At 60.4% G+C, this 26,115-nt stretch carries 19 protein-coding genes; 12 read left to right on the plus strand and 7 right to left on the minus strand.

The window, feature by feature from the left end; translation table 11 throughout:
• Window position 1: 1 nt before the first annotated feature.
• The gene (gene ilvN / locus MRS74_RS02145) at window positions 2-493 is read left to right on the plus strand and encodes an acetolactate synthase small subunit (protein WP_254578619.1); all 492 of its coding nucleotides are present in this window, start codon (window positions 2-4) and stop codon (window positions 491-493) included.
• Between the two features lie 140 nt (window positions 494-633).
• Here the strand turns inward: ilvN and MRS74_RS02150 are convergent, their stop codons facing one another.
• Window positions 634-1,989 carry an MFS transporter gene (locus tag MRS74_RS02150; RefSeq protein ID WP_254578620.1) on the minus strand — a complete coding sequence of 452 codons (1,356 nt, stop codon included), beginning with the start codon at window positions 1,987-1,989 and terminating at the stop codon, window positions 634-636.
• Between the two features lie 374 nt (window positions 1,990-2,363).
• Window positions 2,364-4,619, minus strand: coding sequence for an arginine/lysine/ornithine decarboxylase (locus MRS74_RS02155; RefSeq protein WP_254578621.1), 2,256 nt, complete (start codon window positions 4,617-4,619; stop codon window positions 2,364-2,366).
• 387 nt (window positions 4,620-5,006) lie between these two features.
• Between MRS74_RS02155 and MRS74_RS02160 the strand changes: the two genes are divergently transcribed.
• Window positions 5,007-8,105: an ABC transporter transmembrane domain-containing protein gene (locus MRS74_RS02160; protein WP_254578622.1), complete on the plus strand. Its 3,099-nt coding sequence runs from the start codon at window positions 5,007-5,009 to the stop codon at window positions 8,103-8,105.
• A complete protein-coding gene (gene radD, locus MRS74_RS02165; RefSeq protein ID WP_254578623.1) occupies window positions 8,105-9,859 on the plus strand; it encodes a DNA repair helicase RadD in 1,755 nt (584 codons plus the stop codon). The genes MRS74_RS02160 and radD overlap by 1 nt, the downstream gene beginning before the upstream one ends.
• 38 nt (window positions 9,860-9,897) lie before the next feature.
• On the opposite strand, the gene MRS74_RS02170 is transcribed toward radD, so the two are convergent.
• The gene (locus MRS74_RS02170; protein ID WP_254578624.1) at window positions 9,898-11,820 is read right to left on the minus strand and encodes a PhoX family protein; all 1,923 of its coding nucleotides are present in this window, start codon (window positions 11,818-11,820) and stop codon (window positions 9,898-9,900) included.
• Between the two features lie 147 nt (window positions 11,821-11,967).
• Between MRS74_RS02170 and MRS74_RS02175 the strand changes: the two genes are divergently transcribed.
• Both MRS74_RS02175 and MRS74_RS02180 read left to right on the plus strand, forming a co-directional pair.
• Window positions 11,968-12,621 carry an HAD family hydrolase gene (locus tag MRS74_RS02175; RefSeq protein WP_254578625.1) on the plus strand — a complete coding sequence of 218 codons (654 nt, stop codon included), beginning with the start codon at window positions 11,968-11,970 and terminating at the stop codon, window positions 12,619-12,621.
• Between the two features lie 29 nt (window positions 12,622-12,650).
• The gene (locus tag MRS74_RS02180; RefSeq protein ID WP_254578626.1) at window positions 12,651-13,049 is read left to right on the plus strand and encodes an acyl-CoA thioesterase; all 399 of its coding nucleotides are present in this window, start codon (window positions 12,651-12,653) and stop codon (window positions 13,047-13,049) included.
• Window positions 13,050-13,076: 27 nt separating this feature from the next.
• On the opposite strand, the gene MRS74_RS02185 is transcribed toward MRS74_RS02180, so the two are convergent.
• Complete coding sequence (locus tag MRS74_RS02185; protein ID WP_254578627.1) at window positions 13,077-13,637, minus strand: class I SAM-dependent methyltransferase; 561 nt, start codon at window positions 13,635-13,637, stop codon at window positions 13,077-13,079.
• A 23-nt stretch (window positions 13,638-13,660) separates the two neighbouring features.
• Window positions 13,661-15,673: a DNA helicase Rep gene (gene rep, locus MRS74_RS02190; RefSeq protein WP_254578628.1), complete on the minus strand. Its 2,013-nt coding sequence runs from the start codon at window positions 15,671-15,673 to the stop codon at window positions 13,661-13,663.
• Between the two features lie 321 nt (window positions 15,674-15,994).
• On the opposite strand from rep, the gene MRS74_RS02195 reads away from it, so the two are divergent.
• Window positions 15,995-17,707, plus strand: coding sequence for a two-component system response regulator (locus tag MRS74_RS02195; RefSeq protein WP_254578629.1), 1,713 nt, complete (start codon window positions 15,995-15,997; stop codon window positions 17,705-17,707).
• 42 nt (window positions 17,708-17,749) lie between these two features.
• Here MRS74_RS02195 and MRS74_RS02200 read toward each other — a convergent pair whose 3' ends face one another.
• Both MRS74_RS02200 and MRS74_RS02205 read right to left on the minus strand, forming a co-directional pair.
• The gene (locus MRS74_RS02200) at window positions 17,750-19,273 is read right to left on the minus strand and encodes a YifB family Mg chelatase-like AAA ATPase (RefSeq protein WP_254578630.1); all 1,524 of its coding nucleotides are present in this window, start codon (window positions 19,271-19,273) and stop codon (window positions 17,750-17,752) included.
• 129 nt (window positions 19,274-19,402) lie between these two features.
• The gene (locus MRS74_RS02205; protein WP_254578631.1) at window positions 19,403-19,666 is read right to left on the minus strand and encodes an accessory factor UbiK family protein; all 264 of its coding nucleotides are present in this window, start codon (window positions 19,664-19,666) and stop codon (window positions 19,403-19,405) included.
• 330 nt (window positions 19,667-19,996) lie between these two features.
• On the opposite strand from MRS74_RS02205, the gene glnK (MRS74_RS02210) reads away from it, so the two are divergent.
• From glnK (MRS74_RS02210) to astD, 6 genes are all read left to right on the plus strand, one after another.
• Complete coding sequence (gene glnK / locus MRS74_RS02210) at window positions 19,997-20,335, plus strand: P-II family nitrogen regulator (protein WP_254578632.1); 339 nt, start codon at window positions 19,997-19,999, stop codon at window positions 20,333-20,335.
• 35 nt (window positions 20,336-20,370) lie between these two features.
• Entirely contained in the window at window positions 20,371-21,645 is a 1,275-nt protein-coding gene (locus MRS74_RS02215; RefSeq protein WP_254578633.1) for an ammonium transporter, read from the plus strand.
• A 268-nt stretch (window positions 21,646-21,913) separates the two neighbouring features.
• Window positions 21,914-22,252: a P-II family nitrogen regulator gene (gene glnK, locus MRS74_RS02220; protein WP_254578634.1), complete on the plus strand. Its 339-nt coding sequence runs from the start codon at window positions 21,914-21,916 to the stop codon at window positions 22,250-22,252.
• A 531-nt stretch (window positions 22,253-22,783) separates the two neighbouring features.
• The gene (locus MRS74_RS02225) at window positions 22,784-23,587 is read left to right on the plus strand and encodes a DUF1338 domain-containing protein (protein WP_254578635.1); all 804 of its coding nucleotides are present in this window, start codon (window positions 22,784-22,786) and stop codon (window positions 23,585-23,587) included.
• A gap of 21 nt (window positions 23,588-23,608) precedes the next feature.
• On the plus strand, window positions 23,609-24,643 hold the full coding sequence (gene astA, locus MRS74_RS02230; RefSeq protein WP_254578636.1) for an arginine N-succinyltransferase: 1,035 nt from the start codon (window positions 23,609-23,611) through the stop codon (window positions 24,641-24,643).
• Complete coding sequence (gene astD / locus MRS74_RS02235; RefSeq protein WP_254578637.1) at window positions 24,640-26,112, plus strand: succinylglutamate-semialdehyde dehydrogenase; 1,473 nt, start codon at window positions 24,640-24,642, stop codon at window positions 26,110-26,112. The genes astA and astD overlap by 4 nt, the downstream gene beginning before the upstream one ends.
• Window positions 26,113-26,115: the final 3 nt, after the last annotated feature.

Genomic DNA, 26,115 nt, shown 5'->3' on the forward strand with positions numbered 1-26,115 from the left:
CATGCGACATATCATTTCAGTTCTGTTGGAAAACGAACCGGGTGCCCTGTCTCGCGTGGTCGGCCTGTTCTCCCAGCGTAATTACAACATCGAATCCCTCACCGTGGCGCCGACGGACGATGCGACCCTGTCGCGTCTGACCGTCACCACCATCGGGGATGACCGTGTTATCGAACAGATCACCAAGCACCTGAACAAGCTGATTGACGTTGTGAAGGTGGTCGATTTGACCGAAGGCGAGCACATCGAGCGCGAGCTGATGATGATCAAGCTCAAGGCCTCTGGCGCTGCCCGCGCCGAGATCAAGCGCACCGCGGATATCTTCCGTGGCCAGATCATCGATGTGACACCCAGTACCTACACAGTGCAGCTGATCGGTGCGAGCGACAAGCTCGATGCCTTTATCAGCGCACTGGGCACCGCCAACATCATGGAAGTGGTGCGTTCGGGTGTTTCGGGTATCGCCCGCGGCGAGAAAACCCTCAGCCCCTGATCCGCAGGATCAGCCGGCGACAGAAAAGCCGCTCCCCCAGAGGAGCGGCTTTTTTATGCGTGCGGCCTGTCAATGCCCAGCGGGCTCCGGGCCGCACAGTTCGTCAGGCCGCCAGACGGCAGCCCTGTTTCACCGCCGGTCTATGACCTGGCCGCCTGGGTGGCGAGCGATGCCGCGGCGACGACCGGAGCCTGCCGGGGCTCACGCCCCACCAGGAAAATGGCCAGCGCGGCGACAAGCGCCGGCACACCGACGGCAACAAAATTCATCTCGACGTTCAGCTCCGCTGCCATCAGTACACCACCGAGGATCGGGCCCAGGATAGCGCCAAGTCGGCCCACCCCGGAGGCCCAGCCGATACCGGTGGAGCGGTTGGACACCGAATAGTACTGTGCCACGTAGGCGTACAGCAGAATCTGGGTACCAATGGTGCAGGCACCGGCGATGGCAATCAGCAGATACTGAACGGTCATCGAACCTTTAAGGAAGCCCAGCAGCCCGATGGACAGAGCGGCAAGCAGGAACATGATGGTGATCACACGACGCAGGTGAAAGCGGTCAGACATCAAGCCGCCACCGATGGCCCCGAACATGGCGCCAAAATTCAGCACCAGCAGGAACAGCAGCCCCTTCTTCACTTCGTAGCCGGCGGCTTCCATGATCTTCGGCAGCCAGGAGGCCAGAGCGTAGACCATCATCAGGCAGCAGAAGAAGCTGACCCAGAACATCAGCGTAGACAGCAGACGGCCGTGGGTGAAAAGAGACAGCAGCGGTACGCTGCCGGGCTCCTTCCCGGTTGGCATCTGCAGATCGTCCCCGAGTTGTGCATTGCAGCCTGGATCAAGCCGGTTGAGCATCTTTACCGCCTCTGCCTTGCGGCCAGACTGCAGCAGGTAGCCGACAGATTCCGGCAACAGCAGCCAGATCAGCGGCAGCAGCAGAAGCGGTATGCCTGCGACGAAAAAGACCGAAGGCCAGCCATAGGCCGGAATCAGGTTCATGCCGATAAAAGCCGAAGCCATGCCACCGATGGAGTAGCCGCTGAACATGATGGCGACCAGGGTACTGCGCATCTTCTTTGGCGCATATTCGGTCATCAGGGCGACGGCGTTGGGCATGACACCGCCAATACCAAGACCGGCAATGAAACGGCAGAGTCCAAACTCCAGCGGATCACGGGCAAAGCCGTTGAGGAAGGTGACGCCACTGAACAGGGCGACACAGATCATAATGGTTTTCTTGCGCCCTATCTTGTCCGACAGCGGACCGAAAAACAGGGCACCGAACATCATGCCAAAGAGCGCCGTGCTCCCCAGGGTGCCGGCATCCACCGGAGACAGATTCCACTCGGCCATCAGCTTGGGCAGTACCACACCGTAAATGATCAGGTCATAGCCATCAAAGATAATGATCAGACCAGTCCAGAACAGCACCAGCCAGTGAAATTTGTTGAATCGAGCTTCATCGATAATTTTATGCACATCTACCGTTTTCACAGCATTCTCCCGTCAGCCAACCTTATTCTTATGTCGCCCGGCCCACGCGGGGGCTGAAGCAAACGCACGCGGCTTTGGTTAACTTGTGTACAGTCCAGAGCCATAGCTGCAGTATCAAGCAATTGACAGGGATCTAAATGACGCAGCCTGCAATGACTATCCATTGGCTGCAAAGGGTGCTGATCGGGGGCAATAGCAGGTTCAAGGGGGGAGGCGGAAGCCAAGGCGCAGGCAAAGGCAAAGGCAAAGGCAAGTAGGTGCCTTCGGCGACAGCGGTTATAGGTACGGCGAAACAATTCCTGCGTGCAGAGCGGCAGGGAGAAGGGTGTTGCTGTCGGGCCGGGCTGCGTCAGCAGCCCGGTATCCGTTACGAATCAGCTTTTCACCACATCCACGAAGTAGTGATCTTCGCCGTTGACCTTCTCGCGCACCAGACCGTGTACGTCGGTCTCGAAGCCCGGGAAGCGGCCATTGAAGTCACGCACAAACTGCAGGTAACTGACGATGATCTTGTTGTAGCACTCGCCCGGAATCAGCAGCGGAATACCCGGCGGATAGGGCGTTACCAGCATGGCGGTAATGCGACCTTCCAGATCGTCGATCGCCACGCGCTCTACCTGGCGATGCGCCATCTTGGCCCAGGCATCGGCCGGGGTCATGGCCGGCTGTATCTTGGACAGATACATGTCGGTGGTGATGCGGGCCACATCGTACTGGCGGTAGACCTCGTGGATCTCGCTGCACAGGTCGCGCAGGCCGACACGCTCGTACTTGGGAAAACGCTTGGCGAATTCCGGCATGACGCGCCACAGCGGCTCGTTGTTGTCGAAGTCATCCTTGAACTGCTGCAGTTCCGTCACCATCGAGTTCCAGCGGCCCTTGGTGATGCCGATGGTGAACATGATGAAGAAAGAGTAGAGTCCGGTTTTTTCGATGATAATACCGTGCTCGGCCAGGTACTTGCTGACGATAGCCGCGGGGATGCCGACGTCGTCGAAGCTGCCGTCCACGTCCAGCCCCGGGGTGATGATGGTGGCCTTGATCGGGTCCAGCATATTGAAGCCCGACTCGATCTCGCCAAAACCATGCCAGCGATCGCCGGAATGAATCACCCAGTCGTCACGATCCCCCATGCCTTCGTCGGCCAGGCGGTCCGGTCCCCAGACCTGGAACCACCAGTCATCGGCGCCGAACTCGTCATCCACCTTGCGCATGGCGCGGCGGAAATCCAGCGCTTCCAGAATGGATTCTTCCACCAGCGCGGTGCCGCCCGGCGCTTCCATCATCGCCGCCGCCACGTCGCAGGAAGCGATAATGGCGTACTGCGGACTGGTGGACGAATGCATCAGGTAGGATTCGTTGAAGCGATGCGTATCGAGCTTGCGGTTCTTGCTGTCCTGCACCAGGATCTGCGACGCCTGGGACAGGCCCGCCAGCAGCTTGTGGGTCGACTGGGTGGCGAACACCAGGGTGTCGTCCGAACGGGGACGGCCGGAACCGATGGCGTGCATGTCGCGGTAGAAGCTGTGGAAGGCCGCGTGGGGCAGCCAGGCTTCGTCGAAGTGCAGCGTATCGATGGTGCCGCCCAGGATGTCCTTGATGGTTTCGACGTTGTAGAGCACACCGTCGTAGGTGCTCTGGGTAATGGTCAGAATACGCGGTTTCTTGTTGACCGCATTGCGGGCAAAGGGGTTGTCGGCGATCTTCTGGCGAATGGTCTCGGGGGCAAACTCACTCTTGGGAATAGGCCCGATAATGCCGTAGTGGTTGCGGGTCGGCATCAGGAACACCGGAATCGCGCCTGTCATGATGATGGAATGCAGGATCGATTTGTGACAGTTGCGATCCACCACCACTATATCGCCGGGCGCCACCGTGGAGTGCCAGACCACCTTGTTGGAGGTCGAGGTGCCGTTGGTGACGAAGAACAGGTGATCGCAGCCGAAAATGCGTGCCGCATTGCGCTCGCTGGCAGCCACGGGGCCCGTGTGATCCAGCAGCTGGCCGAGTTCGTCCACGGCGTTGCAGACGTCTGCGCGCAGCAGGTTCTCGCCAAAGAACTGGTGGAACATCTGCCCGACCGGGCTTTTCAGAAAGGCCACGCCGCCGGAATGGCCGGGGCAGTGCCAGGAATAGGAACTGTCGCTGGCGTAATCCATCAGGGCATCGAAGAAGGGCGGCGCCAGGGAATCGAGGTACTTCCTGGCTTCACGGATGATATGCCGCGCCACGAACTCGGGCGTATCTTCAAACATGTGAATGAAACCATGCAGCTCACGCAGAATTTCATTGGGTATATGGCGTGACGTGCGGGTCTCGCCATACAGGAAAATCGGAATGTCGGTGTTGCGCTTGCGCACTTCCCGAATAAAGCCGCGAATACCCGCCAGCGCCTTCTCGACATCGGCATCGCTGCCATCACCAAACTCTTCATCGTCGATCGAGACGATAAAGCTGGAGGCACGGCTGGCCTGCTGTGCAAAGGCGGTCAGGTCGCCGTAACTGGTAAAGCCGATAACCTCAACGCCTTCCTGGCCGATGGCTTCGGCAAGGTCGCGAATACCGGAACCCGAGATATTTTCAGAACGGAAGTCTTCATCAATGATGACTACAGGAAAGCGAAATTTCATGTGGGGCCAGTCACTCGGTAAAAACAGGTGAGTAGGGGAAGTGCGCGGCGCCACTGCACGAGCGATTCCGCCCCGACAGCACACCATTCACACCACAGAATCAGCGGATGAAACCAATCCGGGGATTCCTGCGAACACGCTCAAAGCATCATAGCAGCGTGGCCAGTCCCTGCGACAGGCTCGGTACTGGAAACCCGGACGCAGGACGCCAATTTTACCAGATTGATATCCATGTGATAGCAGAGAATACAATCTGCTAGAATCCCTCCCCCGCAGCGGGATATCCGCATCGGTTCCCAGGCAGCGGCGATCCCCGGCAGCGACAGGCTGTGTCAGGGCTACACTTAAGGCGACAGCCTTGTACGAATCTCAGGAAGATTTATCGGCATGAAGTGGCGACCAGGCCAGTCCAGCACTCCCCCGGATCGGCTAGAGCCCACACTGCTGAGCTTTATCTGGCGCTACAGTTCCCGCCATCAGTTTGCGCTGCTGGCCATTACGCTGCTGTCGTTTCCCGTACTCTATGCCAGTCTCGAGCTGCCCAAGCGCATCCTCAATGAGGCCATCGGCGGTACCGAATTTCCGGTGCATATTATGGGCGTTGCTTTCCTGCAACTGCCCTTTTTGCTGCTGCTCAGCTTTACCTTTCTGTTCATGGTGCTCTGTGGCGGTCTGATCAAGATGCGGCTGAACATCTACAAGGGCATCGTCGGCGAACGCCTGCTGCGGCGCCTGCGCTACCGTCTGATCACCCAGGTGCTGCGTTTCCCCGCCGCCCGCTTCAGACGCACGTCCCAGGGCGAAGTGGTATCCATGGTCACGGCCGAGGTCGAGCCCCTGAGCGGCATCATGGGCGATGCCCTGGCGCTGCCGCTGTTCCAGGCCGGCCAGATGCTCACCATCCTGACCTTCCTGTTTATCCAGAATCCCTGGTTTGGCCTCGCCGCCGTGGCGCTGGTGCCGCTACAGGCCATCATTACGCCCTTGTTGCAGCGACGCATCAACCGACTGCACCGCGAACGGGTACGCCGGGTACGCAAGCTGTCCGAGCTGATCGGCGAATGCGTGCAGGGGCTGGATGACCTGCGCAGCAACGGTGGCACTCCCTATGCGCTGGCGATTTTCAGCCATCGACTGGGGGGCATTTTCCATATCCGCGGCGATATTTTCCGCAAGAAATTCTTCATGAAGTTCCTCAACAACTTCATCAATAATCTGCCCCCCTTCCTGTTTTACGCCGTGGGCGGCTACCTGGTGATTCAGGGCTCGCTCTCCATCGGTGCCCTGGTCGCCGCCATCACCGCCTACAAGGACATAGTCACGCCCTGGCGCGAACTGCTCAATTACATCAGCCAGATTCAGGAAACCAGCGACCGCTATAAAAGCCTGCGCGACCAGTTCCAGCCCGACGACATTCTCGACGCCGAGCTGTTCGAGGAATCCGGCGATGAACTGCCGCGCCTCAACGGCGCTATCAGTTTTGACCAGGTCTGCATTACCGACCCCAACGGCAGCCGGGTACTGTCGAATATAAGCCTGAGTGTACCGGCGGGCGCCATGGTGGCCGTCCAGAGTAGTAACAGCACGGTACGCAAGGCCTTCTCCCAGGTCCTGTCACGCAGCATCAGCCTGTCGTCCGGCCAGGTAAATATCGGCACGCACAACCTGGGACGGCTGAATCAGGCGGTCATCTCCGCCCGTATCGGCATTGCCACCTCAACGCCCTATCTGTTTAACGCCTCTGTGGGTGAAAACATCTACATGCCGCTGCGCCGCAACCCGCGCGCAGACCTCGGCGTTCAGGAGCTGGATGACCCCGAGCTGCAGGAATCCCTGGCCTCGGGCAACAGTACCTATCCGGTCAATGCCGAATGGCTGGATCTGGATATCGCCCGCTTCAGCAAGCTGGACGAGCTGAATCAGTGGTGGCTCATGATCGTCGACTCCATGGGCAGCGAGGACTACCTGTCGCAACGCGCTCTGGATGCCCGCTTTGAGCCCTCGGATAGGCCCTCCCTGGCCGAAAAAATGATTGAGTTTCGTCCCCGTCTGGCGCGCCGGCTGGCAGAGGAAAACCTGGCCCGCTTTATTCATCCTTTCGAACGTGATGGCCTGAATCCGAGCCTTACACTGACCGAAAACCTGCTGTTCGCGGTGCATCTGCATTCCAGCCGCGACGAGCATGCCGCCACCACCCGTCAGCTGATCAAGCGCTTCAGTGCGGCGGGCTTTGGGCCTGAGCTTGAGCACTTCGCCCGGGGTCTGCTGGAAACCCTGGTACACACCTTTGCTTCCATCGGCGCCAATCACCCGATGTTCAAACGCCTCGGCGGACTGACCCCGGAAATATTCCGGGCGCTGCAGGAGGTACACCAGAAACAGGACACCGGCCGCCCGCTGACCAACGCCGAAGCCGAGTTGCGCCTGTCTCTGCCCTTTATGGTGACCCCCGAGCAACTGGACATGCCGCTGCCGCGGTCGATCTGCGCCGCCGTGCTGGCCATGCGCGATGCATGTATCCCGCTGCACGAAGCGCTGTTCCAGAGCCGTTACCGGCCTCTGGATGAAAAACTCGTCAACCCCGGCATCAGCGTGCTGGAGAACCTGATTTTCGGCAAGCTGGCCCGTGCCGGCGAAACCAACGAACGCAATATTCGCAGCATCGTCGCCGAAGAGCTGCTGCAGGCGGGGCTGCACGGGCCCCTGTCCATGCTGATCCGCAGCATACCGGTGGGGCTGGGCGGTTCCGAAATACCGCCCATCGCCCAGGAGCGCTTTGCCTTCCTGCGCGCAACCATCAAGAAGCCGGATATTCTGGTGCTGGATCAGGCGCTGGCGAGCCACTCGGTCGCCCAGCGCAGCGAGGCCCTGCGCAAGATCAGGCGCCTGCTGCCTGAAGCCACCATTTTTGTGCTGGAACCCAGCTTCCATAACATTGAGCAGTTCGACCAGTCGATCAATCTGCAGGACGGCCAGGTCCCGCAGGGTGGCGACACCCAGGCGCCGGCGGAGCCGCCGTCAGAAACCATCGAAGACTTCGAGAACAAGCGCAAGGTGATTGCCAGCACTGAAGCCTTCGCCAAACTCAGCCCCGCCCATGTGCGCCTGCTGGCCTATGCGTCGCGCTGGATAAGGGTCGAGGCCGACGAGCACCTGTTTCGCAGCGGCGACCTGCCCGATGGCGCCTACATAGTCGTAGAAGGCCTGGCCGAGCTGCGCTGGCCCGACGCCACAGCTGCCGACGAACCCATAACCGCGGTGGGACCGGGCCGCCTGATCGGTGACCTCTCGGTGATTGTCGATCAGCCACGCAACATGGACCTGCAGGCCATCAAGCCCGTGCTGGCCCTGCGCATCGAGCGTCGCGAGCTACTCGAGATCGTGGAAAATGACGCCGCCGTGGCCATGCACCTGCTGCGCACCGTCTCGGGACACCTGTTCAGCGCCGCCGAAAGCCTTCGCAGCGAACGCACGGGCGAGCACTGATGGCGTCCGGGTCTCCCAGCATCAAGCTGCGCCCCTACCAGCAGGACGCCGTCGATGCGACGCTGCGCCACTTTCGTGGCGGCGACGAACCTGCCGTGATCGTACTGCCCACCGGCGCCGGCAAGAGCCTGGTCATCGCCGAGCTGGCCCGCCTGGCGCGGCGCCGTATTCTGGTGCTGGCCCATGTGCGCGAGCTGGTGGAGCAGAATCACGCCAAATACGCCGCCTTCGGCCTCAGCGCCGGTGTCTTCTCGGCAGGTCTGGGGCTCAGGGATAGCGGGCACCAGGTGACCTTCGCCAGCGTGCAGTCCGTGGCACGCAACCTGGAGCTGTTTCGTAACGCCTATTCGCTGCTCATCATCGACGAATGTCACCGTGTGAGTGACAGTGATGACAGCCAGTATCAGCAGGTGGTCGCGACGCTGCGCGAGCAGAACGTCAACCTCAAGGTACTGGGCCTTACCGCCACGCCCTATCGCCTGGGTCAGGGCTGGATCTACCAGTACCACTACCGCGGCTTTGTCCGGGCTGAAGACAGCCGTCCCTTTCGCCACTGCATCTACGAACTGCCGCTGTCGCAGCTGATCCGCGATGGTTTTCTCACCCGGCCAGAGCTGGTGGATGCGAGCATCGCCCATTACGACTTTTCAGCGTTGCAGGCCAATGCTGCCGGCCACTACAGCGAGTCTGAGCTCAACAGCCTGCTGAGCCAGTACCCGCGCGTAACCCGGGCCATCTGCGAACAGATACAGGAACTGGCCTGCGAGCGTGCCGGCGTAATGATTTTCGCCGCCACCATCAAGCATGCACAGGAAATTACCGGTTACCTGCCCGGCGACTGCACTGCCCTGGTGACCGGTACCACCCCTGCAGCTGAGCGCGAATCCCTGATCACAGGTTTCAAGGCGCGGGAGCTCAAGTACCTGGTGAACGTGGCGGTGCTGACCACCGGCTTCGATGCACCCCATGTGGATCTGATTGCCATCCTCAGACCCACACAGTCGGTCAGCCTCTATCAGCAGATCGTCGGCCGCGGCCTGCGTCTGGCCCCCGGCAAGACCGACTGCCTGGTGATCGACTACGCCGGCAACGGCTTCAACCTGTTCGCCCCTGAAGTCGGCAGCAAGAAACCCGATAGCGACAGCGAGCCGGTGCAGGTGTTCTGCCCGGGCTGCGGCTTTGCCAATATTTTCTGGGGCAAGACCGATGGCGCCGGCACTGTAACCGAGCACTATGGCCGCCGCTGTCAGGGCCTGCTCGAGGATGACACTGGCCACAAGGAGCAGTGCGACTACCGTTTTCGTTTCAAGGAATGTCCGCACTGTGGCGCTGAGAATGATATAGCGGCACGCCAGTGCCACCAGTGCAGCGAAGCCATCATAGATCCTGACGACCTGCTCAAGCGCGCCCTGCAGCTCAGGGATGCCCGCGTGATCCGCTGCGCCGGTGTCAGTTTCAGCGAACACAGGGAAGCCCTGCGCATCAGCTACCACGATGAACAGGGCGAGGAACTGCACGAACGTTTTGATCTGAGGCAGCCTGGCCAGCGGGCGGTCTTCAACCGCCTGTTCGGCCGCCGTTTCAATGCCGCCACCGAACCCCGCCACTTCAAAACCCTGGCCGAGGTGCTGGCCGTGGCCGACGCTTTCAGCGCACCGGACTTTGTCGTGGCCCGCAAGGCCGGCCCCCACTGGCGGGTGCGCGAGCGGCTGTTCGACTATAGCGGGCGCTATCGCAAGGCGAATGAATTGTAAGTGGTGAGTCGCAGGAGCCCAGCCTCCGGGCGTCAGGTTCAGGCAGCGCCGATCACGCCGCCGTCTTCCCGCGTAACCATCACTATGCTGGAGCGCGGCTTGCCGCCATCCTGGTAGTCCGGGAAGCCACCGGTGGGATGCTGGATGCCGACGAACATGGTCTTGTAGTCTTCACTAAAGGTCAGACCTGTGACTTCACAGCCGGTCGGACCGACCATGAAGCGACGGATCTCGCCGCTGGCCGGGTCGCCACAGAGCATCTGGTTGTTGCCCATGCCGGCGAAATCGCCCTCGTTGGAGTCCTCGCCGTCGGTCAGGATCCACAGCCGCCCGTCCTTGTCAAAACCCAGGCCATCCGGGCTGTTGAACATGTTATCGGCAGTGATGTTGGACGAGCCGGCGTAGGCATCCTGGTGCTGTGCCGGATTGCCGGCAATCAGGTACAGATCCCAGACGAACTCTTCTGCGGTATGGTCGCCGCCCTTGGCTTCCCAGCGGATAATCTGGCCATAGTGGTTGGCGGCGCGCGGGTTCGGGCCGTTCAGCGGCTGGTCGTCCTTCTTGCCGCGGTTCTTGTTGTTGGTCAGGGTGCAGTAGACCTGGCCGTTCAGCGGGTTGGCGCTGACCCATTCCGGGCGGTCCATGCTGGTGGCGCCGACCTGTTTGGCCGCCTTGCGGGTGTGCACCAGCAGTGTCGCCTGGTCGGCAAAGCCGTTTTCGACGGTCAGGCCATTCTTGCCATGGGTCAGCTCGATCCAGCGACCGGTACCGGCGTGCTTGTCACCCTCGCCACCGTTGAACTGCGCCACATAGAGAGTGCCGTCCTGCAGCAGGGCACGGTTGGCGGCTTCATTGGCCGGATCGTACTTGCCCTTCGAGACGAAGCGGTAGATGTGTTCGCCGCGCTCGTCGTCGCCCATGTAAACCACGGCATGACCATCGGCATTGAGCACCAGTTCGGCGTTCTCGTGCTTCACGCGGCCCAGGGCCGTGCGTTTCATCGGTGTCGACTGCGGGTCGAACGGATCGTACTCGACGATCCAGCCGAAACGGTTGGGTTCGTTCGGCGTGCGGCTCAGATTGAAGCGTTCGTCATGCCGCCACCAGCCGTAGCGGTCTTCCGCCGCCTTGACGCCATAAAGGGCCTGATCCGCTGGCACGTCCTCGTCACGGTCGGCGCCGAACACGTTCTGGAAGTTCTCTTCGCAGGTCAGGTAGGTGCCCCAGGGCGTGCGGCCGTTGGCACAGTTGTTCACAGTACCCAAAACCTTGCGACCGCTGGGATCGGCGGCGGTTTTGACCAGCTCGTGCCCGGCGACCGGCCCCGTCAGCGTCATTTCGGTTTCCAGGTGGATACGGCGGTTCAGCTTCGAGTCGCGCAGATAGCGCCAGTGACCCTCGCCGTCGCGCGCCAGCTCCACGACCGTGTTGCCGTGCGCGGCCTTGGCCTTTTCCACATCCTCGCGCGATTCAACCGTGCCGTTTTTCAGCAGGTACTCGTAGTTGCAGTATTCGTTGTTGACTGCCAGCACCGCACGGTCCGGATCGACGGAACCGTCGGCCCGCTTGAAATGGAACAGCGCCATGCCATCGGTGTTGTCGCCAAACTGCAGCGCCTGATCGGCAGCGCTGTTGCCACCCTGGTGGTCAAATTCCGGCGCACCGGGCAGTACCGGATCACCCCAGGACATCAGAATCGAGGAGCGATAGCCGCTGGGCAGCACTATGGCATCGTCGGTGGACGCCTTGATCGCCTTGAAGCCCAGCAGGCGGGACGGCTCCATGGCGGCGGCAACTGCCTGGGCCATGGGCGACAGGCTGAAAAATCCGAGCATGCCGGCCGCCATGCCGCCTTTGAGCAGGCTGCGACGGCTCAGGGCCTTGTCGACCAGAGCATCAAAATCGGTGCCTACCAGGCTATCGGTATCCTGGGCATTAACGTCAGACTGTGTGGGTTTCATGGAATTTCCTCCTGCAAGAATGGCGTGCATGCTAGTCAGTGAACATGACCATCGCATGACAGCCCAGGGAACCACCTGCTGCTGAGCGCGTAACGGGGAATATGCTAGAGTGCGCATCAATCAACATCAGCGACAGGAAGCATCTGGATGGCACTGCACGCAATTCTGTTTGATCACGACGGCACCCTGGTGGACTCCGAGGCGGTCAACCTGCAGCTCTGGCGCCAGGCGCTCGAGCCCTGGGGGCTGACGATCAGCGACGAGCTTTACTGGAGCCGCATGCTGGGCGTGCCGATCCGGCAAAACGCCGCCGATATTCTGGCGCTGTACAGGCCCGATGCCAGCATCGAACAACTGACGGCCGCCAAGCTTGCCGCCAATGCAGCCTATCTCGCCCACGCCTACTTTCCACAGATGCCGGGCGCCGATACGGTGGTGCGTGCCCTCGCAGGCGAACTGCGCCTGGCACTGGTCAGCGGCTCTCAGCGTAACTGCGTGCAGGCATCCCTGCGCGGCCACGCCTGGGAGCCGTTGTTCGAGCATGTGGTCACCGGCGACGATGTTGCCCGAAACAAGCCGGCCCCGGATGGCTATCTGCAGGCACTGTCACTGATGCAGCTCGAGGCCGATAACTGCATCGCGGTGGAGGATACCGAAGTGGGCGTTACCGCCGCTTGTGCCGCGGGCTTGCGCGTGGTCGCCATCCGCAGCCCAGAGGCGCAAAGCCATGACTTTTCCGCTGCCAGCATCATCCTGGACAACCTGACAGAAGCGCACGCCTGGATCCGCCAGCAACATTAAACGATTCACTCAACGACACGGGAAACCCCATGACACAGCCATTTCGCCTTGAATTCCAGGTACGGGACTACGAACTGGATATCCAGGGCATCGTCAATAACGGCGTCTATTTCAACTACCTGGAGCACGCCCGTCACGAGTACCTGCTGGCCAAAGGCGTGGATTTCGCCGCCCTGGCCCAGGATGGTATCCATCTGGTGGTGATTCGCAGTGAACTGGATTACAAGGCGCCACTGAAAAGCGGCGACCGTTTTGTGGTCGAGGTCACGACCGAGCGCCTGGGCAAGGTACGCTTCGGCTTTCGCCAGCGGGTCATTCGTCTGGCCGACGACAAGGTCATGCTCGACGGTCTGGTGACAGGCACGGCACTGAACGAACGCGGCCGGCCCTATATCTCGCCGGCGATTGAATCGCTGTTCGAGGCCTGAGCCCGCGCAATACAGTGCGCGTTCGGATCAGCGGCGGCGAAACAGGTAATCATCGAAGCAGTCGTCGCCGCGCATGACACTCCCCCAGCTCAGCAGCTCAAGCCCAGGATCAATGGCGTCCAGTTCCCCGGGCGCTACGCAGAAGCGGGCAGGGAAGCCGTGCCGCTCATTCTGCTGCAGGTTGAAGGTACTGAACGCCAGCAGACCGCCGGGCACCAGGGCGGCAGCCAGTTGCGGCCAGAGCGCAGCTTCGGGCTTGTAGCGGCAGACCAGGATGTTATCGAAGGGACCGAGGCCCTGCAGGCAGTCCGGCTGAGCCAAATCACGGCAGTGGGTCTGGATTGCCAGCTGTTCGGCGGTGGCAAAGCCCACCAGGCGAGCCAAACCAACCTCGGCAATATCCACCGCAGTTACCGCAAAGCCCAGCCGTGCCAGTGCCAGGCTGGCGGCACCATCGCCGGCGGCCAGATCCAGCACTGAACCCGGCAAAAGCCCGGGCGCCACCTGGGTCACAAAGGCGGGGGTTGCGGGAGCTGCTTGCGAGCGGGCCTCGTAACGTCGATTCCATTTTTCCCGTGCGGCATTCATCTGCAATTCCTTGAAAAGACCAACTAAAAACTGTCGAGCAGGCTTTTGAGGCTGTTCAGCGTGGCCTTTCCGCGTGCCTTGTTCTGATCCTGGTTGCGCTCCAGCCCCTCGATCACCAGATCTTCCTGCGGCACTTCGTCGATAAAGCGGCTCGGCAGGCAGTCCACCATCTCGCCGTACTGCTTGCGTTGGCGCGCCAGGGTCATGGTCAGGGTTTCCCGCGCCCGGGTGATGCCGACGTAGGCCAGCCGGCGTTCTTCCTCGATGGTGCCGGTTTCGATGCTGTTGCGGTGTGGCAGCAACTCTTCTTCCATCCCCATCATGAACACATGGGGGAACTCCAGCCCCTTGGATGCGTGCAGCGTCATGAGCTGCACCCGGTCGGAGTCATCCTCTTCTTCCTGGCGGTCCAGCAGGTCAAGCAGGATCAGGCGGGTGATGGTTTCCTCGATACCGGCATCGGGGTCGTCTTCGCGCAGCCTATCGAGGGTCGAGCGGATGGAGTCCAGCAGAAACCAGACGTTCTGTACCCGCTTGTCAGCCGCCGCTTCACTGGCGGTGTTCTGCCGTATCCAGCCTTCGTAGTCGATATCGCGCACCATTTCGCGAATGGCATCCACGGGATCGACTTCCTGGCACTGGCGATAGATGCGCTGCATCCAGTCGCGGAAACGGCGCAGACGATCGATCGCCTGCGCCGGCAGCATCTGCTCGAGCCCCATTTCATCACAGGCGGCAAACATGCTTACCTGGCGCTCGGACGCGTAGGTGCCGAGCTTTTGCAGCGTACTGGGGCCGATTTCGCGCCTGGGCGTATTGATGATGCGCAGGAAGGCGTTGTCATCATCCGGGTTGATCAGCACCTTGAGGTAGGCCATCACATCCTTGATCTCAGCGCGGGAGAAAAAGGAAGTTCCGCCACTGAGCTTATAGGGCACCTGATACGCCTGCAGCTTGACCTCCAGCAGACGGGCCTGGAAGTTGCCGCGGTAGAGGATGGCGAAATCCTTGAAGGGCACGGCCTTGCGCAGGTGCCGGTCGAGTATTTCGGTGGCGATGCGCTCGCACTCGGTTTCTTCGTTGCGGTTGTAGATCACCCGGATAGGATCGCCATAGCCCATATCGCTCCACAGCGTCTTTTCGAACACGTGGGGGTTGTTGGCGATCAGGGTGTTGGCAGCCTTCAGAATCAAGCGGGTAGAACGGTAGTTCTGCTCCAGCTTGACCACCTTCAGGCTCGGGAAGTCCTCATTGAGCTGAATCAGGTTCTCGGGCCGCGCGCCGCGCCAGGCATAGATCGACTGGTCGTCGTCGCCGACCACCGTCAGGGCGCCGCGGTGCCCCACCAGCTGGCGCACCAGACGGTACTGCGACAGGTTGGTGTCCTGATACTCATCCACCAGCAGGTAGCGGATACGCCCCTGCCAGCGCTGCAGTACCTCGGGATTGTTCTGGAACAGCCGCACCGGAATCAGGATCAGGTCGTCAAAATCCACCGCGTTATAGGCGCGCAGATGGATTTCGTAGGACTCATAGGCACGGGCCGCCAGAAGCTCGTCCGGGCCCGCGGCCAGGGCCAGCGCCTGGCCAGGCTCCAGCATGTCGTTTTTCCAGTTCGAGATCTGGTTGCGCACGCTGTCGACCTGCTCGGCATCCTCGTCCTGCTGCAGCATCAGGTCGCGCAGCAACGCCTTGCTGTCCTGATCATCGAAGAGCGAAAACGCAGGCTTCAACCCCAGGGTACGGTGCTCCCGGCGGATAATATTGAGACCCAGGTTGTGGAAGGTCGACACCGTCAGGCCACGGGCTTCCTTGCCTTTCACCAGCTGGCCGACCCGCTCCTTCATCTCGCGGGATGCCTTGTTGGTGAAGGTTACGGCGGCGATATGACGCCCTTCAACACCGCATTTCTGAATCAGATAGGCGATCTTGCGCGTGATAACGCTGGTCTTGCCGGAGCCTGCGCCGGCCAAAACCAGCAGCGGGCCACCCACATACTCCACCGCTTCTTTCTGTCTGGGATTGAGCTTGCTCATGAGTCAGTATTCGAAAAAGTACTAAAGCCGCGGGAAACACGGCCGCTAACGGTCAATATCGGAAGGGGAATCCGGGACTGGGTAGGTTCCGGATACATTCAAGGATTGACTGAAATAACAGCAACAACTGCCTGATTAAACGGGCCTTCGCTGTCATTTATATTGTTGGCGCCTCGTGCTAAGTTTGTCCTGCAAGCGCGCAGGACGGCGTATTATGCCACGAACGGGGCCACACAAGCACAAAGGATCCCTCACCAACCGGCGACGGCAGTCCAACGCACGCACCTGTGTATTGCTGTCCATTTGTGAGGTATTAACCTGATGCAGTCTGCCCAGCGGCAAACCAGCGAGTCAGTAATCAAGCTACTGATCGTCGCAGATGACCTCCAGACATCGGACAAGATCGGCACCCTGCTCAATACTGAACATGCATACGACATACAGCATTGTGCAGATGTGTCCCAGGCACTGATTCTGATCGGCTGCGAGAAGGTCGACCTGCTGTTTCTCTGCCTGCCGGCAAAGTATTTGCTCGACAATGCCACCCTGCTGACGTTCCAGCGCTGCAACAGCACCATTCCCATCATAGTGCTGGATGACGACATCAATGATCTGACCGGGCGCAAGCTGCTGAATCAGGCAGTGGCCGACTATCTGCCACTGCGGACACTGGCGGCCGACACCCTGCAGCGCGCCATTCGCTATGTGCTGGGCAGCCAGCAACAGCACGCCCAGATCGATTACCTGCGCCATGCCGATCCGCTCACCGCCATCGGCAACCGGCAGTTTTTCTACCGCCAGCTGCTCGAAGCCCTGGCGCGCATCGACAGCCATCAGCACGGTGTGGCGCTGATCACTGTGGACCTTGATGGCTTTCGCAAGTTTAACAACAGCATTGGCCATTCCGCCGGCGACGATGTGGTACGCCAGCTGAGCCAGCGACTGCAAAGCTGTCTGCAGGACGAACAGCTGTGCCGCATTGGCGGCGACGAGTTCGCCATCATTCTGGAAGCCGAGCCGGACACCGACCTGCGCGCCAGCACCCTTGGGCTGATTACCCGGCTGATGCAGTATGTCAGCCACCCCTACCAGTGCAGCGAACGGGAAATCATGCTGCCCAGCAGTATAGGCGTGGCCTTTGCGCCTGAGCACAGCCGCGAGCTGGACTCGCTGATCCGCCAGGCCTCCCAGGCGCGGCAGCGCGCCAAACAGCTACACGGCTGCAGCTACGCCATATTCGAAGCCGACAAGGACACAGACCCCGCCACCCAGATCACCCTGGAACCGGAACTCTGGACCGGCCTGCGCCAGGAGCAGTTCGTACTTTACTACCAGCCCCGCATCGACCTGCGCACCGGCAAGATCATCGGCGCCGAAGCCCTGATGCGCTGGAACCACCCCGAACGCGGCCTGGTACAGCCGGATGAGTTCATCCCCATCGCCGAGAAAACCGGCCTCATCGTTCCCATGGGATACTGGGCGATTCACCAGGCCGGCCAGGACATGCTCAAGTTCAAGGAAGCGGGTTTTCGCTACGGCAGCATCGGCGTCAACCTGTCCTTTCGACAATTCAAGGATGACTTCCTCGCCAAGACAATCCGGCGCATCATCGACAAGAACCAGATAGATCCGCACCGACTGGAGTTCGAACTCACCGAAACCGCACTCTTCTCCGACGAAGCCCATGTGCAGAGCTGCCTGAAAGAACTCAGCGCGCTGGGCATCGACTTCTCGCTGGACGACTTCGGCACCGGCTACTCGTCCTTTGCTCTGCTGCAAAAGCTGCCGATCAGCACCCTCAAGATCGACAAGTCCTTCGTCGCCGGTGTGAACCAGAACAAGGATGATGAGGAGATCGTGCGCGCCATCATTAATCTGGCCCACAACCTGCAGAAAAAGGTCATTGCCGAAGGCGTCGAAAACAAGACCCAGCTGGAATTTCTGATCCGTCACGACTGTGATCAGGTACAGGGGTATTTCTTCAGTCCCCCGGTCCCCATCGAAGACTTCATGCGCATGTTGCGCGGTAACTGAGCCACCGCTGCAGCCAGCCGGAAACTCTGAGGGTCATGTGGACTAGCGCGAACCCGAGCCACCCTGGCGCAGCAACCCCTGGCGAAAGCTCAGCGCTTCCAGTAACTGCGCCTCGCCGACCCGCTCCTCTGCGGCCAGGTCCGACAGGGTGCGCGCTACTCGCAGTATGCGATGGCAGGCGCGGGCCGACAGCCCCAGTTTTGTTGCAGCATTCACCAGCAAATCCCGCTGCGCAGCCGCCAGCCCACAGACCTGATCCAGCTCCGCCGCCCCGAGATCCCGATTGGGCCGTCCCTGGCGCGCCTGCTGCAGGCTCATGGCGGCGGCCACGCGCTGGGCCACCACGCCACTGGCTTCCCCCTGGCCGCGAGCGGGATCCAGCAGCTGGGCAGGGTCCAGCGCCTTCACATTCAGCTGCATGTCGAAACGATCCAGCAACGGACCCGAGATACGTCCCTGATAGCGCTGAATCTGGTCCGGCGTACAGCGACAGCGGCCCGACGGATCACCGAAATAGCCACAGGGGCAGGGATTCATGGCGGCCAGCAACTGGAAGCGCGCGGGGAAAAGCATCTGACTGGCGGCGCGGGAAATAAGAATTTCACCGGTCTCCAGCGGCTCGCGCAGCACATCCAGCACGGCGCGGGGAAACTCCGGCAGCTCATCCAGAAAGAGAACGCCCTGGTGCGCCAGGGAGATCTCGCCGGGGCGCGGCTGACTGCCGCCGCCCACCAGCGCCACCGCCGACGCCGTATGGTGCGGATTGCGAAAGGGCCGGTTGCCGTGACCCACGGTATCAATGGCACAGCCCGCCACCGAATACACCGCCGCCACTTCCAGCCGTTCCCGCTCACCCAATACCGGCAGCAGCCCCGGCAAGCGCGCCGCCAGCATGCTCTTGCCACTGCCGGGCGGGCCGCTGAACAACAGATTATGGCTGCCGGCGGCAGCGACCTCGAGCGCCCGGCGTGCCTGATACTGCCCCTTCACCTCCATCAGGTCGGGCAGGCCTGATACGGCAGGCGGCGGTACTGCCAGGGCGAGCTCCAGAGTGCTGTCGCCGCGCAAGGCCGAACAGACCTGCAGCAGGTGATCGGCGACCCGCACATCGCAGCCCTGCACCAGGGCAGCCTCTGCACCATTGAGGCGGGGCACCAGCAGGGCGCGGCCCAGATCGCGACACACTATGGCCGCCGGCAGCACGCCCCGTACCGGCCTGATCTCCCCCGCCAGGGTCAGCTCGCCCAGCACTTCCCAGCCGGCCAGGGACTCAGGTGGCAGCTGTTTTGAAGCCGCCAGAATGCCCAGTGCAATCGCCAGATCATAACGTCCACCTTCCTTGGGCAGGTCGGCGGGTGCCAGATTGATGGTGATGCGACGTTGCGGATAATCGAAACCGGAGTTGATCAGGGCGCTGCGCACCCGATCCTTGCTTTCACGTACCGCGGCTTCAGGCAGGCCGACGATGGACAGCGACGGCAGGCCACCGGAAAGGTGCACTTCCACCGTAACTGCCGGTGCACTAATTCCCAGCATGGCGCGGGCATGAACCACTGCAAGTGACATAGATACCATCCCTGGTTTGCGGCTGCTCCCAAACGGTGCTGTCGGGTGTTACGCGTTTTTGCACCATCCTTGTGCATTTTTTAGCCAGCTTTACGGGCTATCGTCGTGCGCCTGGCTGTATAGCATCTTTTACGCGCCGTTACCGTTATCCAGCCGCTGTTCAATTTCGCTGAGCTTGCGTTCCAGCTGATCGACCTTCTCGCGGGTACGCCCCAGCACGGCGGCCTGGGCATCAAACTCGTCCCGCGTTACCAGGTCCAGGCGGGCAAAACTGCTCTGCAGCACCGCGCGTACCTGCTGGCGCATCGCTTCCTGCCCAGGCAGACCACGCCCACCTTCAAACAACTCGCTCAGCTGGGCCGAAAGCGTCTCAATAATCTTTTGATTAAGCATTGCACAATCTCCGGTAATTTCGCGCAAGCTTAGCATTTTTCGCCTCTACGGAGCAGCTGAGCCCAGGTGCTGGCGCGGGCCTGGGCCGAGGCTGCGCCTATTTGGCACCAAATTGGTGCGCGCACCCAAATCGTGCACGCAATAATCACCCGGCAATGCCCAATTCGGCGTCATTTTCCTACCCTGCACGCCAATATCTCTGCAATTCATTGTTATTTATAAACTTATTAAATATGGCACAAGTTTCGCTTAGAGGTAATCAACCGTTACGGGTCACTCGCAGCCGGGCGGCACGTAAAAGGAACCAGTCCAAAGATGAGGGACAGACACATGAAACTTATATCGGCGATCATCAAGCCCTTCAAACTGGACGATGTCCGTGAAGCGCTGTCCGAAATTGGTGTTCAGGGCATTACCGTGACCGAAGTAAAAGGCTTTGGTCGCCAGAAGGGTCATACCGAACTTTACCGCGGCGCCGAATATGTCGTCGACTTTCTGCCAAAGGTCCGCGTTGATGCGGCCGTGTCGGCTAATCTCGTGGACCAGGTGGTGGAAGCCATCAGCAAGGCGGCCCACACCGGGAAAATCGGCGACGGCAAGATTTTTGTCACACCGCTGGAGCAGGTTATCCGAATCCGCACCGGCGAAACCGGTAACGACGCACTTTAAATTCACCAATCGCGCCTGAACGGAGGGCTGTCGAGATGGAAGAGCTTCTTAAAACAACCGCTGCGGATTTATCCCAGCTCAAATACGCCGTGGATACCTTTTACTTCCTGGTATGCGGCGCTCTGGTAATGTGGATGGCGGCAGGTTTCGCCATGCTCGAAGCGGGCCTGGTGCGCGCCAAGAACACGACCGAAATCCTGACCAAGAACATCGCGCTCTACGCCATCGCCTGTACCATGTATCTGCTCTGCGGCTACTACATCATGTACAGCTCCGATGCCGGTGGCGTACTGCCGAGCTTCGGCGCCCTGATCGGCGATGAAAACGGCGTCGATGCGGTGCTGGCCGGTGGCGATGACGCCCCCTACTACTCGTCCCGTTCGGACTTCTTCTTCCAGGTTGTATTCGTGGCCACGGCGATGTCCATCGTGTCCGGTGCCGTTGCCGAGCGCATGAAACTCTGGGCTTTCCTGGCCTTCGCAGTAGTCATGACCGGTGTTATCTACCCGGTTGAAGGCTACTGGACCTGGGGCGGCGGTTTCCTCAGCGAAGCGGGTTTCTCTGACTTTGCAGGTTCGGGTATCGTCCACATGGCAGGTGCTTCTGCAGCCCTGGCCGGTGTACTGGTACTGGGTGCCCGCAAAGGCAAGTACGGCAAGAATGGCGAAATCAATGCCATTCCGGGTGCCAACCTGCCGCTGGCAACCCTGGGTACCTTCATCCTGTGGCTGGGCTGGTTCGGCTTCAACGGTGGTTCCGAGCTGAAACTGTCCGACGTCGGTGAAGCCAATGCGGTCGCTCAGGTCTTCGTGAACACCAACGCCGCTGCAGCCGGTGGCGTCATCGCCGCCCTGATCGTAGCGCGTCTGTGGTTCAAAAAAGCTGACCTTACCATGGCACTCAACGGCGCTCTGGCAGGCCTGGTTGCCATCACTGCCGATCCGCTGTCTCCCAGTGCCCTGGTATCAACCCTGATCGGTGGTGTGGGTGGCGTGCTGGTGGTGTTCTCCATCGTCACCCTGGACAAGATCAAGATTGATGATCCTGTTGGTGCCATCTCTGTACACGGCATCGCCGGTGTCTGGGGTCTGCTGGCGGTACCGCTCAACAATGCTGATGCGACCTTCGGTGGTCAGCTGCTGGGTATCATTTCCATCTTCGGTTGGGTCTTCCTCGCCAGCCTGCTGGTATGGCTGCTGCTCAAGGCTGTCATGGGTATCCGTGTCACCGAAGAAGAAGAATACGAAGGTGTCGACCTTGCCGAATGCGGCATGGAAGCCTACCCGGAATTCAGCTCCAGCAAAAAATAGTGCTGAGGTAATTGGAACTCAAGGGCGCCGCAGGGCGCCCTTTTCGTTCCCCCGACACAGCGGCGACCACTCTGATCTGCACAGAGTGCAGCGTAGGCGCCAGGCTGATTTTACGGGTATACTGACGTGAATTTTTCGAGCATTCAGGTTCTGGGGGCATCAGACAGCCCCGGCACCGGGCTTGCAAAGCCGGGCGAGAACACGGATTTTACTTTCCATTACAGCGTCCAGCGCCGTATCTGGCACAGGATCGCATAGGGAGCACGCTATGAAGTTGATTACTGCGGTTATCAAACCATTCAAACTTGATGATGTTCGCGAAGCCCTGTCCGAAATCGGCATCCAGGGTGTTACGGTAACCGAAGTCAAAGGCTTCGGTCGCCAGAAAGGCCACACCGAGCTGTACCGTGGCGCCGAGTATGTGGTCGACTTTCTGCCCAAGGTCAAGATTGAAGTGGCTGTGGACAACGACATGATTGACCAGGTCATTGAAGCCATCACCAAGACAGCCAACACAGGCAAGATTGGCGACGGCAAAATCTTCGTCACCCCGCTCGAACAGGTTATCCGTATCCGCACCGGCGAAACCGGCCCGGACGCACTCTGAGCACAGACATTTTCCACCGACGGCGCTCGATTCTGCCCATCTGTGGATAACTTCAGGCACCAAAAAGCACCTGTCAGGTGCTTTTTTTTGTGCCCATCAAAGCGTTAAACCGAATGTGGATATTTTCTGTCGACAAATAGCCCACAAGATATTCACAAAACAAAAGCTGTGAACAACCTGTTTCAAGCCTGTGCCCTGCTCAAAAAATAAACGCTAACATGCTGTTTTATATTGAAATAGTTAGACATTAAACTACTTATACCTATTTATGCACAGCACGCTAAAACAGAGCCCTGAAAAGTTACCCCCAATTTAGGCTCCCTCGCATTACCCCCGCTTTCCTGTTTTTTCCATGCCGGTTCGCCTGGCGATTAGCCGGCCAATGCGCGTGACACTCACAGCAGACACCGCAGCCCTCGCGGCGCCTAATTGATGGCAGAGCGTCTAAACTGACATTTGCAATGGTGTGACCACTGCGCTGTAACACACTGCGGGATAATAGCGGTGCAACCAATCCTGAGGGGGTGCGTTATGAGACGCGAGCAGCTGGATCATATGCTGGAGATGCTCTGGCAAGACTTCCTTACACGAACCCCCGATGCCCGCCGCATTCACAGCCTGCTGCTGAACGATAATCCTCAGCTGCGCATTGACCACCTGAGCCTGCACACCCTGGCACTGCCAAGGGTTAATATTACCCAGCTGGCCAAACCATTCGAGCGCGCCGGTTACCAGGCCTGCGGCGAATTCGACATTAGCGGCACCCGCCTGTTTGCCCGCCACTATCAACACCCCGACACCACACTGCCGAAACTGCTGTTCACCGAGCTGAATGTCGATTCTCTCGGCGATGAGGTGCGCAATATTCTGCACCAGCTGATCAGTCAGATTCCGTCTGCGGCACCGCAGCAGGACGACTTCTGCATATCAGGCCGGCACTGGAAGATCGATTTCGACAGCTATCAGCAGTTGCAGCGCAGTTCCGAGCATGCCGCCTGGATCGCCGCTTTTGGCTTCTGTGTCCACCACTATGCTTTACTGATCAATAGCTTAAGTCACGACGACGGCATTGATGAGCTGAATGACTATCTGCTGGAGCAGGGCTTTCGTCTCGACAGTCGCTTTGGTCTGGTGCAGGGATCTGCCGATGAGTACCTCGAACAGTCCGCCACAGTCCCTGCCAGCACGGAGGTAGAATTCAGCGACAAGCAGGCACAGGTGCCAGGCAGTCATTGCGCCTTTATCCGCCGCTACCCCGGCAGCGATGGCAGGCTCTACCAGGGCTTTATCAGAACATCCGCCGCGTCATCGGCGTCTTACCCACAATACCGCTGACCCCATGGCAAGGAGAGTTGCATGATCATAATGAGGCCGATCCGCGAGAGCGATCTGGATGTGTTGTGTGACATCGCCAGGGAGTCCGGGCCCGGCTTTACCTCTCTGCCGGACAACCGCGAACTGTTGCAGGCCAAGATCGAACGTACCCGCCAGACGCTGCAACAGGAACCCGCCCTGGACGGCAGCCAGGGCTACCTGTTCGTCATGGAGGACCTTGCCAGCGGCCAGGTGATCGGCACCAGCGGCATCGAAACCGCCGTCGGCCTGAACGAGCCCTGGTATCACTACCGTATCGGCACCGTCGTCCATGCTTCCCGCGAGCTGAACGTTTACAACAATTTCCGCACCCTGGATCTGTGCAACGACTACACAGGTTGCGCCGAGGTCTGCACCCTGTACCTGAAACCCGACTTTCGCAAGGGCAGCAACGGCAATCTGCTCTCCAAGAGCCGTTTCATGTTCATGGCCGAGTACCCGGAACGCTTTTCCGAGCGGGTCATCGCCGAGATGCGCGGCTACTCCGATGACAGGGGCCGTTCGCCCTTCTGGGACGGCCTGGGACGGCACTTTTTTTCCATGGAATATTCCCAGGCGGATTACCTCACAGGCTCCGGCAACAAGGTCTTTATCGCCGAGCTCATGCCCAAGCACACCATCTATCTGCATCTGCTACCAAAGGATGCGCAACGGGTGATCGGCCAGGTGCACCGTAATACGGAGCCTGCCAAGCGCATGCTGGAAAACGAAGGCTTTCGCTTTGAGGGCTATATCGACATCTTCGACGCCGGCCCCACAGTCGCGACCCGCCTCAACGACATTCGCAGCGTACGCGACAGCCGTTACGTCAAGGCAAGGATCAGCGACACCCCATCCAGGAGTGACCACCTCTACCTGATAAGCAACACCCTGCTGGAAGACTTTCGCTGCACAGTCGCGCCCCTGCAACCCGAGGGCAGTGCTGCCCAGATCAGCCACCAGCTGGCTGAAGCACTGCGGGTCTCAAACGGTGATCCGCTGCGCATAGTCCCCATCAAAGCGAGACAGTCCGAATGAGCGAACCCGCCTCCCTGTTTATCAATGGCCAGTGGTGTCGTGGTGACGACGCCGACATGGAATCCTTCAACCCGGGAAACGGCCAGCGCATCTGGCGCGGGCGCGCCGCCAGCAATGAACAGGTTAACGACGCGGTTGTGGCGGCCCGCGACGCCTTTGAGCATTGGCGCCTGATGACCTTTGAGCAGCGCGCCACCCTGGTGCGCCGATTCGTCAGCCAGCTGCAACAGCACCGCGACCTGCTCACCGACACCATTGGCCAGGAAACCGGCAAGCCGCAATGGGAAGCCGCCACCGAAGTGGCCGCCATGATCGGTAAGGCCGACATCTCGATTCAGGCGGCGCTGGAACGCAGCGGCGAAAAGCGCCAGCACGGCAATGGCATCACCTCAACGCTGCGGCATCATCCCCACGGCGTGGTGGCGGTGTTTGGCCCGTACAACTTCCCCGGCCACCTGCCCAACGGGCACATCATTCCGGCGCTGCTGGCGGGCAACACCCTGCTGTTCAAACCCAGCGAGCTGACGCCCCGGGTGGCGGAACTCTGCATGCACTTCTGGCAGAAGGCCGACCTGCCGGATGGCGTGCTCAACCTGCTGCAGGGCGGGCGCAGCACCGGCCAGGCCCTGGCCGCTCACCCCGGGCTCGATGGCCTGTTCTTTACCGGCAGCGCCGATACCGGCAGTTACCTGCACCAGCAGTTCGCAGGCCATCCGGAAAAGATTCTGGCGCTGGAGATGGGTGGCAACAATCCGCTGATCGTGGCCGACACCCCGGACCTGCGCGCCGCAGTGCTGATGACCATTCAGTCGGCCTATCTGAGCGCGGGCCAGCGCTGTACCTGTGCCCGCAAGCTGCTGGTGCCAAGGGGGCGCAGCGGCGATGCCTTTATCGAACAGTTGCGCCTGGCCGTGCTGGATATTCAGGTGGGGCCCTACAACCAGCAGCCACAGCCCTTTATGGGTGCGCTGATCAGTGAGCAGGCGGCACAGCAGCTGTTGCAGGCCCAGCACGAGCTGGTGCAGCTCGGCGCCCGGGTGCTTGTGTCCATGAGCCAGCTGCGCCCCCGTACCGGCCTGCTGTCGCCGGGGCTGATTGATGTCAGCGCCGTACGCGACCTGCCAGACAGGGAATATTTCGGCCCGCTGCTGCAGATCATCCGCTACGACAGCTTCGATCAGGCGCTGGATCTGGCCAATGCCACGGCCTTCGGCCTGAGCGCGGGCCTGTTCAGCAGCGACGCACAGCAGTATCAGCGGTTTTTGCAGCGCATCCGCGCCGGTATCGTCAACTGGAATCGCCCGCTCACCGGCGCCAGCAGCGGCCTGCCCTTTGGAGGCATAGGCCGCAGTGGCAATCACAGGCCCAGCGCCTGGTATGCGGCAGACTACTGCGCCTATCCGGTAGCGTCCCAGGAGGCGGAGCAGCTCGATATGCCGGCCACTCTGCCGCCCGGCCTGAACCTCTGACGG

It is taken from the genome of Marinobacterium sedimentorum (assembly GCF_024267675.1).
Classification (GTDB): domain Bacteria; phylum Pseudomonadota; class Gammaproteobacteria; order Pseudomonadales; family Balneatricaceae; genus Marinobacterium_A; species Marinobacterium_A sedimentorum.